At 38.0% G+C, this 13276-nt stretch carries 11 protein-coding genes and 1 pseudogene; all 12 read left to right on the top strand.

Annotated features, from left to right (window positions below):
* Positions 1-25 precede the first annotated feature (25 nt).
* The 12 genes and pseudogenes from ACFPRA_RS22275 to arsA all read left to right on the top strand — a co-directional run bounded on the left by ACFPRA_RS22275 (position 26) and on the right by arsA (position 13266).
* Positions 26-391, top strand: coding sequence for an ArsR/SmtB family transcription factor (locus ACFPRA_RS22275; RefSeq protein ID WP_381439621.1), 366 nt, complete (start codon positions 26-28; stop codon positions 389-391).
* Positions 384-2783 carry a heavy metal translocating P-type ATPase gene (locus ACFPRA_RS22270; protein WP_381439619.1) on the top strand — a complete coding sequence of 800 codons (2400 nt, stop codon included), beginning with the start codon at positions 384-386 and terminating at the stop codon, positions 2781-2783. Before ACFPRA_RS22275 ends, ACFPRA_RS22270 begins: the two co-directional genes overlap by 8 nt.
* A gap of 195 nt (positions 2784-2978) precedes the next feature.
* Positions 2979-3646 (top strand): annotated as a pseudogene (locus ACFPRA_RS22265) (CadD family cadmium resistance transporter).
* Between the two features lie 73 nt (positions 3647-3719).
* On the top strand, positions 3720-4166 hold the full coding sequence (gene lspA / locus ACFPRA_RS22260; RefSeq protein WP_381439616.1) for a signal peptidase II: 447 nt from the start codon (positions 3720-3722) through the stop codon (positions 4164-4166).
* 306 nt (positions 4167-4472) lie between these two features.
* Entirely contained in the window at positions 4473-5363 is an 891-nt protein-coding gene (locus tag ACFPRA_RS22255) for a tyrosine-type recombinase/integrase (protein WP_381439614.1), read from the top strand.
* A 483-nt stretch (positions 5364-5846) separates the two neighbouring features.
* Positions 5847-6686: a DNA-processing protein DprA gene (locus tag ACFPRA_RS22250; RefSeq protein WP_381439612.1), complete on the top strand. Its 840-nt coding sequence runs from the start codon at positions 5847-5849 to the stop codon at positions 6684-6686.
* 1 nt (position 6687) lies between these two features.
* The gene (locus ACFPRA_RS22245; RefSeq protein ID WP_381439610.1) at positions 6688-7815 is read left to right on the top strand and encodes a phosphoribosyltransferase; all 1128 of its coding nucleotides are present in this window, start codon (positions 6688-6690) and stop codon (positions 7813-7815) included.
* A gap of 1112 nt (positions 7816-8927) precedes the next feature.
* Entirely contained in the window at positions 8928-9275 is a 348-nt protein-coding gene (locus ACFPRA_RS22240; RefSeq protein WP_381439607.1) for an ArsR/SmtB family transcription factor, read from the top strand.
* 15 nt (positions 9276-9290) lie between these two features.
* The gene (locus tag ACFPRA_RS22235) at positions 9291-10589 is read left to right on the top strand and encodes an arsenic transporter (protein WP_381439605.1); all 1299 of its coding nucleotides are present in this window, start codon (positions 9291-9293) and stop codon (positions 10587-10589) included.
* Between the two features lie 24 nt (positions 10590-10613).
* Positions 10614-11033 carry an arsenate reductase (thioredoxin) gene (gene arsC, locus ACFPRA_RS22230; RefSeq protein WP_381439603.1) on the top strand — a complete coding sequence of 140 codons (420 nt, stop codon included), beginning with the start codon at positions 10614-10616 and terminating at the stop codon, positions 11031-11033.
* 88 nt (positions 11034-11121) lie between these two features.
* Positions 11122-11481, top strand: a complete 360-nt coding sequence (arsD, locus tag ACFPRA_RS22225) for an arsenite efflux transporter metallochaperone ArsD (protein ID WP_381439600.1) — start codon at positions 11122-11124, stop codon at positions 11479-11481.
* A 12-nt stretch (positions 11482-11493) separates the two neighbouring features.
* Complete coding sequence (gene arsA, locus ACFPRA_RS22220; protein ID WP_381439598.1) at positions 11494-13266, top strand: arsenical pump-driving ATPase; 1773 nt, start codon at positions 11494-11496, stop codon at positions 13264-13266.
* The last annotated feature ends 10 nt before the right edge of the window (positions 13267-13276 follow it).

The following is a 13276-nucleotide window of genomic DNA, read 5'->3' as shown; positions in this document are numbered from 1 at the left end:
ATTTGATTGATGGGAGGCAAAAAACTTGCAACATGATATATGTGAAGTTACGTGTATAGACGAAGAAAAGGTAATAAGGGTTAAAAATGATCTACGCCAACAAAATCCGTTGGAAGTAGCCAAATTTTTCAAGGCATTATCAGACGATACTAGGATTAAAATTGCGTATGCTCTTTCTTTAGAAGATGAATTGTGTGTGTGTGATGTAGCGAATAGTGTTGGCGCTACAACTGCCACTACATCTCATCATTTGAGGTTACTTAAAAATCTTGGATTAGCTAAGTATCGAAAAGAAGGTAAGTTAGTCTACTATTCATTAGATGATGATCATGTGAAGCAACTAATACAGGTTGCATTTGCACATCAGAAGGAGGTAATGAAAATTGGCTGAAGCAAAGTCATTAGAGACTGAAAAAAATGTTTACCGTGTTCAGGGTTTCACATGTGCAAATTGTGCAGGGAAATTTGAGAGAAATGTCAAAAAAATTCCAGGAGTACAGGATGCAAAAGTGAATTTTGGCGCATCTAAGATATCAGTTTACGGAGATGCAACGATTAAAGAACTAGAAAAAGCCGGTGCATTCGAGAATCTTAAAGTGGATCCTGAAAAACCAAGGCGAGAAGTTAAACTAGAGGTTAAAGAGGACAAAAACGTATACCGTATTGAAGGATTCACATGCGCAAACTGTGCGGGAAAATTTGAAAATAATGTAAAACGGCTTTCTGGAGTTGAGGATGCAAAGGTGAATTTTGGTGCATCTAAAATATCTGTTTACGGAGAAGCAACGATTGAAGAATTAGAAAAAGCGGGTGCATTTGAGAATCTTAAAGTGACTCCAGAAAAATCTACCCGCCATGTTTCGCAAGAGGTAACCAAAGATACGAAAGAAGAAAAAGTTCCATTTTATAAAAAGTATAGTACATTGCTTTATTCCACTTCGTTCCTTGCTTTCGGTTATCTCTCCAACTTTGTAAATGGAGAAGGAAATCTTCTTACAACCCTATTATTTTTAGCATCAATGTTGGTAGGTGGATTGTCGCTTTTTAAAGTAGGTTTGCAAAACTTATTACGCTTTGAATTCGACATGAAAACCCTTATGACAGTAGCTGTTATAGGTGGATCCATTATTGGTGAATGGGGAGAAGTTGCTCTTGTTGTCATTCTCTTTGCTATCAGTGAAGAGCTTGAACGATTCTCCATGGATCGAGCAAGAAATTCAATTCGTTCTCTAATGGGTATCGCCCCTAAAGAAGCACTCGTTAGACGTAATGGACAAGAAATAATGATTCATGTCGATGATATTGCTGTTGGGGATATCATGATTGTAAAGCCCGGTGAAAAGATTGCGATGGATGGTGTAGTCGTAAATGGTTACTCTGCTGTCAACCAAGCAGCGATTACAGGTGAATCAGTACCCGTCGGAAAAACGATTGATGATGAAGTATTTGCAGGTACTTTAAACGAAGAAGGATTACTTGAAGTAAAAATAACAAAACTTGTAGAAGATACAACAATTTCTAAAATTATTCATCTTGTAGAGGAAGCACAAGGAGAACGCGCTCCAGCGCAAGCATTTGTCGATAAATTTGCGAAATATTACACACCGATCATTATGATCATTGCGGCATTAGTTGTTGTAGTCCCGCCTTTACTCTTAGGTGGCAGTTGGGAAACTTGGATTTATCAAGGATTAGCTGTTCTTGTTGTTGGTTGTCCATGTGCGTTAGTCATATCTACTCCGATTTCTATTGTTTCAGCGATTGGGAATGCCGCGAAAAAAGGCGTTCTTGTAAAAGGTGGAGTGTATTTAGAAGAAATGGGTGCCTTAAAGGCGATAGCATTCGATAAAACGGGTACATTAACAAAGGGTGTTCCAGTTGTAACTAATTTTACTGTATTGAATAATGAACTGAATGACAAAGAATTATTGGCGATCATTACTGCATTAGAGTATCGTTCTCAGCATCCTCTTGCTTCAGCCATCATGAAAAAAGCAGAAGAAGAAAATATTTCATATTCTGATGTGCTCGTTGAGGATTTCTCTTCTATTACAGGTAAGGGAATCAAAGGTATTGTAAACGGAATGACTTATTATATCGGTAGCCCGAAACTCTTTAAGGAATTGCTGACTACCGATTTCGATAAAGACCTAGAACAAAATGTTTCAACTCTTCAAAATCAAGGTAAAACAGCCATGATTATTGGAACCGAAAAAGAAATACTCGGATTTATTGCAGTTGCTGATGAAGTCCGAGATTCAAGTAAGGAGATTATACAAAAGTTACATCAACTTGGAATTAAAAAAACAATTATGCTTACAGGTGATAACCAAGGTACTGCGAATGCAATAGGCAGTCATGTTGGGGTATCCGATATCCGAGCTGATCTGATGCCTCAAGACAAATTAGACTATATAAAACAGTTAAGGTCCGAGTACGGAAATGTAGCTATGGTTGGAGATGGTGTCAATGATGCTCCTGCGTTAGCAGCTTCTACAGTGGGAATCGCAATGGGGGGAGCTGGTACGGATACAGCACTTGAAACGGCAGACGTTGCTCTAATGGGGGATGACTTAAGAAAACTTCCATTCACTATAAAACTTAGCCGGAAAGCTCTGAATACCATCAAAGCTAATATTACTTTTGCGATTGCTATTAAATTTATTGCCTTACTATTGGTTATTCCGGGTTGGTTAACGCTTTGGATCGCCATTCTTTCAGATATGGGCGCAACCCTTCTGGTAGCATTAAATGGATTACGGCTAATGAGAGTGAAAGAATAAGGGAAAGGGCTTTCCATATAGGTTGGAAAGCCCTTTTCTAAAAATGATTTCATTATAGTGTAGATTCGCTCGGTTTGGTTAAAAGTGGAAGGATTGGGTATTAGTAAACATCAATGTTTTTATATTACATATGAAGCGGTTTGGGAAGCTTATCTCACGTGCAGGTCGAATTGATTCTTAGAAAGGAGTTTTTTTATGGATTTAATTCTAACCATTCTATCTGCCTTTGGGTCTTTTTTGGTAACCAATATCGATGATATTTTTGTATTGATGCTACTGTTCTCACAGGCAAATTCACAAGCTAAAGCAAGTGATGGCCAAACGGTTATTCAGTCAAAGGGAAACCGTATATACACTAGAGATATAGTTATCGGTCAATACCTTGGTTTTGCACTTTTAGTTTTAATCAGTCTCTTAGCAGCATTTGGAGTAACACTCATTCCTGATCAGTGGGTAGGCTTACTAGGATTAATTCCAATCTATTTAGGAGTTAAACTATTTATAAAGGGTGAAGATGAAGATGAAGGTGCTATTCTTTCTAGTTTAAATTCAGGACGATTTAACAAACTCTTTATGAGTATAGCCTTCATCACATTTGCCAATGGTGGAGACAATATTGGAATTTATGTTCCGTTCTTTTCTTTTCTACTTTAAATAACCACCAACTGTTCATTACAGTTGTTACTTTCTTTATAATGGTTGCGGTATGGTGTTTAATCGGCTATCGCCTAGCAAGATTCAGATATGTTTCCGAAACTTTTGAGAAATACGGCAGCTGGGTTATTCCAATTGTTTTTATAGGATTAGGAATATATATAATGTTAGAAAATAATATACTATCTAGCCTGTGGTCTCTTTTCTGATAGTTTATTGTTAAATCCCTTTATTTAAAGTATTGAGTACAAATCTTTATAGAAAAACTCTGAGGTGACGATTTTGTATTGGATTATTATACTCACATTAAGTATTGATCAACTTATTAAGTACTTAGTTAGAAATTTTATGGACTACGGGCAATCCATTCCAATAATTAACGGTTTTTTCCAATTAACTTCTCATCGAAATGCAGGTGCTGCCTGGGGGATATTTTCTGGACAAAAGCTATTCTTAATTTGCATTGCAATTATTATAATAGTGATTGGCCTTATTTATTCTCGTAAAGTAACTGATAAGCTAACACGTATAGCCTTTGGCTTTTTTATAGGAGGTGCAATGGGAAACGTTGTAGATCGTTTAATTTTTGGGGAAGTAACAGATATGTTCGAAATTACATTTATTAATTATCCGATTTTTAATACTGCAGATATATTTTTAGTTATTGGAGTTATCTTATTTTTTGTTAGCACAATTAAAGAAGCAAAATTAGAGAAAAATCAATCCTAAAGAATTTTTTAGAAACGGCTTATTAGCCTTTTGCCCGATGGGTTTGTATCTTACTTCATATTAAGGATGGGATACGCTGATTCAATTAAGAGTAGATAAATGGATAGGTTACTCTAAATTAGGCGTAACTGATTCGAAGTGGGAAGGGGTCATACCCTTTCTTTTTTATTTTATTGACAACTAATGATGTACCCAGCGCAATGTTAAGATTAAAAGAGGTTACGAGATTACTATATTATCGTAACCAGTTTGCTAAAATGAAGACAAGCAACTTGGTCAGTCAAAATATTGGAAGGGGGTTATAAATTGGAATCAAAAGGAAAAATCGTTTATGCGAAGGATTTTGAAAACAGGAAACTGGATTTTGAATTGGAACAAAAAATCGAAGAAATCGAAAAACAGATCCCTACCTCCTATGCAAGTGACATTCGTTCCTTCTGTAACTTCTGTTCAGAAACAGACAGGGAAGAAAATATTCAGTCTTTCCTCCACTATTTGAACCATGCCGTCGAATCTGAACGGGTGAAAAAAACGACATGGGAAAAACGGGTTGTCGCAATCCGGAAGTATTTGACCGTGACCTATGGAATTGCGTTCGAGGAAGAAGACCGCAAGAAGATCAGTTCGCTCCGAAAGCTTTACAGTGGGGATGATAAAATGGACCTCTTACATGTGAAAGGCAAGTCTCCCCTAAATAAAGATTTTCTTTTGGCAAGAATAAGACCGTTAGACACAAGAGCCAAGGCAATCTGTTTAGTCAATTTGACGACAGCGAATCGTCCGAGTGAAATGGTTCGGTTGAAAGTCGAACACTTTGACTTTGATGCTCCGATGGTAAGCGTTCCCCTGAAGAAACAAGGCATGTGGCACAATAAGCGGTTGAATCTGGAAACGATTCAGGCTGTTCGGGATTATATCGGGGAATACGATTTAAAGGCGAGCGATTACTTTGTTGGACGTGTAGACCAAAAAGGGACCTATGAGAGCAGCCTCATCTCTGAAACAGCTTATCGAAAACGAATGAAGAAATGGACGGGCTTTGCGCCGTACAATTTCCGCAAGACGCAGGTACTCTCCATGCACTCGGCAGGAGCTGATCTTGCGACGATTGCAAAACAGACCGGACACCGTTCGCTGGAGACGCTAGACAAGCATTATCTCGAAGTGTCGGATTCAACTGTGGACAAATACCTCTAAAAACTGCCTATATAATAGGAAGAAACTCAAATCAAAATTAGAGTGATTTTGATTTAAGAACAGAATTACAAAAAAAGAAATCAATGCTGTGCTATCCGGCTGCTTGGTACAAGAATTTGACGATGAAAACGCAAGTTGGATATGCACGATGGTCGGTATCTAAAATAAATTATTTGCTAAATAGAAGGCGATAAAAAAGACAGAATTCCTCCCGTCAGCCAATGTATTAATATCACATAAGAGGGGTCCTGTTGAATAAAGACATTACAAATAATCCAGATGCATTATTTCTAGAACTGGGTATAATGGAACTACCATTGAACTGTGTAAATGTCATCTGCAAGGGAAAGGTTAAGCTAAGAGAGCTGCCCGAATACGGTGAGTATAGAATAGAATTGTAACGCACGCAGGGAAAGTTAAGCGAATGCATAAGGAAGTAGGTGAGGAATTTTGAGTAGTAATATAAATAGGAATATGTTACTATTGTTGAAACAATTCGGTTTTTCAGAAAAAACGTTGGAAACAATTCATCATAATGAAGAGTCGATACTCGAAGTTATCTACGATAAAAATCATATTTTCTACAATAAGTATTACTATATCTATAACGATAAAGAAAAAAAACTATCGATTGATTTGAATTTATTACTTGACTTCGAAAAAAAATTTATCGATAAAATGAATGAGTATAAAAAGATGGGAATTAAAATTTTTTATAAGTATAGCGAGGATTATCCGAAAGATATTTTTCCGCCGGGAAAAGAACCGTTATTTTTATATAGTTTTGGGAATGTTGATTTACTTGATGAGGTTAGAAAAAAAGTAGCGATTATTGGTACAAGAAATTCGTCAAGTGTTGGCGAAGAAAAAACAAAAGAATATGTTGAAGCGTATGTGAAAAAAGGGTGGCTAACAATAAGTGGCTTAGCTAAAGGCATTGATACTATTGTACATCAAGAAACACTTAATTATGGAGGGGGAACGATAGCGATATTACCTACTTCCTTCGAAAAAATTTATCCTTCATCAAACAAAAGTTTATTTGACAAAATATTGGATAGCGGCGGGCTAGCGCTAACTACTATTGGTCCTTTTGAAAACACATATAAATCAAGTTTCTTGGATAGAAACACGATTGTAGCGAAAATGAGTGACGAAATTTTAATTATTGAGGCTACTATTAAAAGCGGAACTTTAAACACGGTTCGTAATGGTTTTCTTTTCGGAAAACCGATTTACTATGATAAACAATTGCTTTCAAAAGAAGTAGTTGATTATATTAGGAACTATAACGCGTTGGAATATAGAGATAGGGGTGATTGATATGTCATTTTACATAGTATTGTCTAGAAGCGTATTCTTTGATGAGAAAGATGAAATTCGAAAAGAGACATTAGAATTAATAGAACAAGTTAAAGATTCGGATGTGTATGTTGGATTAATGTCTAGAAGTTTGGGAACCTATAGGGATTTAGTGAAATATAAATTAGGAGAAGATCACGGAGTTAAGTTTACAAATCGCAATGCATGGTATAAAGACACCGGCTTTAATCGTAAAAAAATTATATTTGTAGGATCTGTAAAGCAAGATATGTGGATAGCAGCTAACAATAAGGCTTTGTTGATTAACCCTCTGTGGCTAGATGAAGTCGATAAGGAAATTGATGAATACGGATTTGCGTTAGAAAGTCCAAGTCAGTTGCTTGAATGCATAAAAATCCTCACGTTAGAAACTGAACTTTTTGTAAGCAGGAAAATTACATCTACAACTAAATTGATAGCTATATCAAATGCGAATAAATATTATAAAAAGACCGACAAGGGTCAAGAGATGATATATAAATATACTGGTATATTAAAATATAATAAAGATAAACATTTATACGCTTTATATCTACATTATTTATCGTTTGTTATTGGAGAAGAAGAGTTTAAGGATATTGACTATTGGATGACTTTTCCGTCCTCAAGTGGAAAAAATGAAAACGCTATATATACTATAGCGAAAAATACCAGATATTTATTTAAGAATCGACACAAAGAAGAGATTCTCATTCGAAGTTCACCTGCAAGAAAATCCACTAGTATTGGTGCTGCTGATAGGATTGCCGAAGGTGCGAGTCGTCATTTTAATACTATAAATTTAAATCCTAAATATCAAGGTAAACTTGCAGGAAAAAAGATTGTCATACTAGATGATTTCGTTACACATGGAGCCTCGTTTGAAACAGCTCGAAATTTATTAGAGGCCGAAGGGGTTGCAGAAATAACTTTTATCGCTATCGGTACTTTTAAACAACCTTATCAGTATGAAGAATACGATTTTACTGGAAATTTATATCAGTCGGGGTATAGTTATGACTGTAAAAATGATAGTTTTGTAAACTTTAACTTTAATGATAAAGCATTATCTGTTACGGAAAAAATATACGACATATTAAATAATCGTTAAGACATGAAAATGAGGCTTGATGATGATGTGAATATCTTAACATAAACTCTATTAAAGTCCCCCCGGCCAACCAGAGGTCAACGATTGATTACAGCTTTACGCTGTGTCATTTGTTGTCCTCTTTTTTATTTCGAAAAAGGGAGTGAGGATATGTGATCTTTGCAAACGGAACTGATTGAAAAGGGGTTTATGCAGGTTCATACAGCCGAATTAGGCCGGAAGAAAACTAAAACAGTCAAGCAGTCGGAACGTCTGTCCCATAGGGTCTGGGCGGAATTACTGGGTACTAACCTGCTTGTCTATTCAAGAAAAAGGCGGGGCATAAGACAAAGATGGAGGAGTTTTCATGCTTAATTAGGCGGATGAATTGATTCAGGAGAATATAGTGGGTGGGCAGGAATTGAAACGGTAGGCGGATAAGTTGAATCAAAATAACCCGTCGAGCGAGCAGGATTTGAAGCAATTGAACAGCATGATTGATAGCATGACTTTCTCTATTGATTGGATGGAGTCTGGACGACATTCTGTCACAATATTCCGTGGTGCTGTGTAACGGCGTGGACAGTGTACAGGACAAAAATGTCGATACCGATTACTTTATTTATTCAGTTCACTCCATTTATTTAAAATGAATTCCTTATTACGGTCAAATCGATCAAGTCAGTGAATATAATGGGTATCACCATTCCTCATCATCAATTCCGATTTCTTTCATCGATTTAACTTTCCGATTTTCATTTTGATCTTTTACACTGACGCGAACAAAACCAAATTTTCGTGATTCAAAAATAGAACACCCCTTTAAGAACTTTTGTTTCCAAAAGTGTACCATTCCGTTCGGGAAGTCGAAAATAATCGAGTGAACGTCCGAAAAGTGGTTTTACATATTTACGAACCATTTTTTCAATGTATTTCATCTTATGCACAGTGTTCGTTAATGTGTACTTTTACGAACGCATACTTTTCAAATAGCGAGTAATCCATTGGGCTGCTGTAAGGTGGCCTTTTAGATTTTGAAGAAGAGAAATAATTTTGTTTTGATAATATGATTAACGCACTTGCTTATATAAGCATATGGTTATATAATGATTGCAGAAAGGTGGTAATCGCATATGAATACGGAAGTAACGATTGATATGCAGCGAGCATCACAGCTATTAAAATTGCTCGGAGATCAAACTCGTTTAACGATGATGAAATTACTTCAGTCACATGAATGCTGTGTATGTGAATTTGTAGAAATTTTCAAAATGAGTCAACCGGCAATCAGCCAACATTTGCGGAAGCTGAGGGATATTGGATTAGTGAAAGAAGAACGCAAAGGTCAATGGATTTTCTTCTCGATTAATGATAAACATGAAGACTTTCCTTTTATTCAAAGCATACTTGAACAACTTCCGGAACAGAGTGAATCCATAACTGAACTGGAAGCACAAGGGCTGAGAATTAGTTGTAACTAGGGAGGAGAAAGTACGTTGGTTTCAGTTATTACAGCATCATTGATATTCATAATCACACTTATTTTTGTTATTTGGCAGCCTAGAAATTTATCCATTGGATGGTCTGCATGTATTGGTGCAGTTGTCGCCTTGTTAGTCGGGGTAGTTAATTTTCAGGACGTTATCGATGTTACAGGGATTGTCTGGAATGCTACACTTGCTTTCATCGCCATCATCATTATCTCATTAATCTTAGACGAAATCGGATTTTTCGAGTGGTCTGCGTTACATATGGCGAGATTAGCTAAAGGTAGCGGTATTCGCATGTTTGTTTATGTTAGTATTCTTGGAGCGATCGTTGCTGCCTTGTTCGCAAACGATGGGGCTGCACTTATATTAACGCCAATTGTGCTTGCGATGGTACGAAATTTGAATTTCAATGAAAAGATGGTTTTTCCATTTATCATTGCCAGTGGTTTTATTGCAGATACCACTTCGTTACCATTGGTTGTAAGTAACTTGGTCAATATAGTTTCAGCAGACTTTTTCGGTATTGGTTTTGTCGAATATGCATCACGGATGATTGTACCGAATTTATTTGCTTTGGTTGCGAGTATATTAGTGCTGTTGTTATTCTTCCGTAAGAGTATCCCGAAAGATTATAAAGTATCGGATCTAAAAGAACCGAAGGAAGCTGTAAAAGATGGAAAGATGTTTCGGCTTTCATGGGTCGTATTAGGTATATTGCTTGTCGGATACTTCACTAGTGGGTTTACGGGGCTTCCTGTTTCGATTGTTGCTGGAATCATGGCCATATTCTTTATGATGATGGCACAGAGAAGTCCTGCGGTTCAAACGAAGCAAGTACTAAAAGGAGCACCTTGGTCCATCGTATTCTTTTCCGTTGGGATGTACGTGGTCGTTTATGGATTGCGGAATGTCGGGCTGACGAGCGTACTTGGCGATCTCATTCAATTGGCAGCAGATCAAGGTCTGTTTATAGCTACGATTGCGATGGGCTTTATCGCAGCGATTTTGTCGTCAATCATGAATAATATGCCTACCGTGATGATCAACGCTTTGGCAATCGCAGATACGAATACAACTGGACCAATACGTGAGGCATTGATTTATGCAAATGTCATCGGTTCAGATTTAGGTCCGAAAATTACACCAATCGGTTCATTGGCAACGTTATTGTGGCTGCATGTCCTATCGCAAAAAGGTGTGAAAATATCTTGGGGTACCTATTTTAAAGTCGGTATTATCTTAACAGTCCCTACACTCTTGATTACACTGATTGGACTGTATTTATGGCTGTCACTCATATACTAAAACACTAAAAAGGGGATTTTCATTATGTCGAAAAAAACACTTTATTTCTTATGTACAGGTAACTCATGCCGTAGTCAAATGGCAGAAGGGTGGGGCAAAGAGTATCTTGGTGAAGAATGGCAAGTTCTCAGTGCAGGAATTGAAGCGCATGGAGTCAATCCAAATGCAATTAAAGCGATGAATGAGGTTGGCGTCGACATTTCAAATCAAACTTCGGATATTATTGATCCACAAATCCTGAATAATGCAGATTTCGTCGTTACGCTTTGTGGAGATGCTGCTGATAATTGTCCGATGACACCCCCACATGTAAAACGTGCTCATTGGGGATTTGATGACCCCGCAAGAGCAGAAGGAACGGATGAAGAAAAATGGGCGTTTTTCCAGCGTGTACGCGATGAAATTGGTGCTAGGATTGAACGCTTCGCTAAAACTGGTGAATAACTAAAAATAGCCGTGGATTCACATCACGGCTATCCTTATAATAAACATATAAGGATATAATTATACATTGATAAAGGAGTTGTTGATAATGAAAAAGGTTGAAATATTTGATCCTGCAATGTGTTGTTCAACAGGTGTCTGTGGACCTGGTGTTGATCCAGAATTAACGCGTGTTGCATCGGCTGTTTATTCACTTGAACAAAAGAAATTTGATATTACACGCTTTAATCTTGCGAATGAACCGGGTGCATTCGTGGACAATGAAGTAGTAAATAAGGTGCTTCTTGAAAAAGGACCAGATGCTCTCCCACTGATACTTGTGAATAATGAAATAGTAAAAGTTGGTGGCTATCCGACAAACGAAGAGTTAGCTGAGTGGCTTGATGTAAAGGCTGCTGAACTCCAGGAAAAACCACGTGTACGTGTTTCACTAAAGCTTGAAAAATGAGGAGGGATAGCCATGTATCCAGTATTCAATCCTAACCAAATCGCGCTAACTCCATTTTTGTTTTTTACCGGAAAAGGTGGGGTAGGTAAGACATCAACGGCCTGTGCGACAGCGGTTTCTCTTGCCGATCAAGGAAAAAAGGTACTGTTAGTAAGTACCGATCCTGCTTCAAATTTACAGGATGTTCTCGACGTGGAATTGACGAATGACCCAGTTGCTATTCCAAGCGTAAATAATTTATTCGCATGTAATATTGACCCAGAAGCATCAGCGAAAACATATCGTGAACAAGTTGTCGGTCCTTATCGAGGAAAGCTGCCAGATGCTGTTCTTGCAACGATGCAAGAACAGTTATCGGGTGCTTGCACAGTTGAAATTGCTGCATTTGATGAATTTTCTCATCTGTTATCCGATGAGGATGTGTTAAATCGATATGATCATGTATTGTTTGACACTGCGCCGACCGGGCATACACTGCGTCTGTTACAATTACCAACTGCGTGGACCGGCTTTTTGGAAGAAAGTACACACGGTGCTTCCTGTCTGGGTCCACTGTCAGGTCTTGGTGAGAAAAAAGAGTTATATGCGAAAGCTGTAGAGTCTCTTTCTAATCCAGAAAAAACGACTCTAATTTTGGTGTCCCGTCCAGATGTCTCTTCAATAGTGGAAGCGAATCGGGCTTCCTCGGAGCTGAAAGAGATCGGCATTGAAAATCAGATACTTATCATAAATGGACTTCTCCAGAGTCATCAATCCGAAGATGAGGTGTCAACAGCGTTTTATGAGCGACAGCGTCGTGCATTGAAAGAAACGCCCGATGCATTAAAACAAGTTGTGACGTTCTCCCTTCCATTTGTTTCGTATTCACTAACCGGAGTTGACAACCTTCGGCACTTATTTAGCTCTTACACGATTACTGTATTTGAAGACGATAGCCTCAGCACTGATCCGATTCAACTTCCTGGCCTAAACAAAGTGATTGATGATTTTTCTTCGAAAAACATCCGTGTGATTTTCACGATGGGTAAAGGCGGGGTTGGAAAAACATCGATTGCATCAGCGATTGCGGTCGGTCTGTCTGAGAAAGGTCACCGTGTTCATTTGACTACAACAGACCCTGCAGCGCATCTTGCATACGCGTTTGAAGGTAGCGTTCTGGGAGAAAATTTGACAATTAGCAGCATTAATCCGGAAATTGAAGTAAAGAAATATAAGCAGGAAGTACTTTCAACAGCAGGGGAAGGGCTTGATGAAGAAGGGCTTGCGTATTTGAGGGAAGACCTTGAATCGCCATGTACAGAAGAAATTGCTTTGTTCAGAGCATTTGCGGAAGTGGTGGAGAAGTCCGAAAATGAAATCGTGGTGATTGATACGGCACCGACCGGCCACACATTGTTGTTGCTCGATTCTACGGAAGCGTATCACAAAGAAATGAGCCGTTCGACTGGCGACATACCAGAAAGTGTGAAGAAGCTTCTTCCACGTTTGCGAAATCCAGAAGAAACCGGCGTGGTCATTGTGACATTGGCCGAAGCAACACCGGTATTAGAAGCAGCAAGATTGCAGGAAGATCTAAAACGTGCTCAGATTGATCCGAAGTGGTGGGTCATTAACCAAAGTATGTACGCAACGGATACTACAGATCCTATTTTGAAAGGGCGTGCGGTTTCTGAAAAACGATGGATTAAAACAGTGAATGAGGAATTAGCGCCGCAGTGTGCGGTAATCCCATGGTTGCATGAAGAAAAAATTGGCTATAACAAATTGAAAGAATTCATCCTATAACAATTCGGGG

It is taken from the genome of Sporosarcina soli (genome assembly GCF_042655805.1).
Lineage (GTDB): Bacteria > Bacillota > Bacilli > Bacillales_A > Planococcaceae > Sporosarcina > Sporosarcina soli.
The sequence above is the reverse complement of the archived record's forward strand: the minus strand, read 5'-3'. Positions and strand labels throughout refer to the sequence as shown.

What these genes read in the sequence shown, in the direction of transcription:
- ACFPRA_RS22245 (WP_381439610.1), top strand. Translation starts at nt 6,688, where the DNA reads ATGTCATTTTACATAGTATTGTCTAGAAGCGTATTCTTTGATGAGAAA.
- arsA (WP_381439598.1), top strand. Translation starts at nt 11,494, where the DNA reads ATGTATCCAGTATTCAATCCTAACCAAATCGCGCTAACTCCATTTTTG.
- arsC (WP_381439603.1), top strand. Translation starts at nt 10,614, where the DNA reads ATGTCGAAAAAAACACTTTATTTCTTATGTACAGGTAACTCATGCCGT.
- arsD (WP_381439600.1), top strand. Translation starts at nt 11,122, where the DNA reads ATGAAAAAGGTTGAAATATTTGATCCTGCAATGTGTTGTTCAACAGGT.
- ACFPRA_RS22240 (WP_381439607.1), top strand. Translation starts at nt 8,928, where the DNA reads ATGAATACGGAAGTAACGATTGATATGCAGCGAGCATCACAGCTATTA.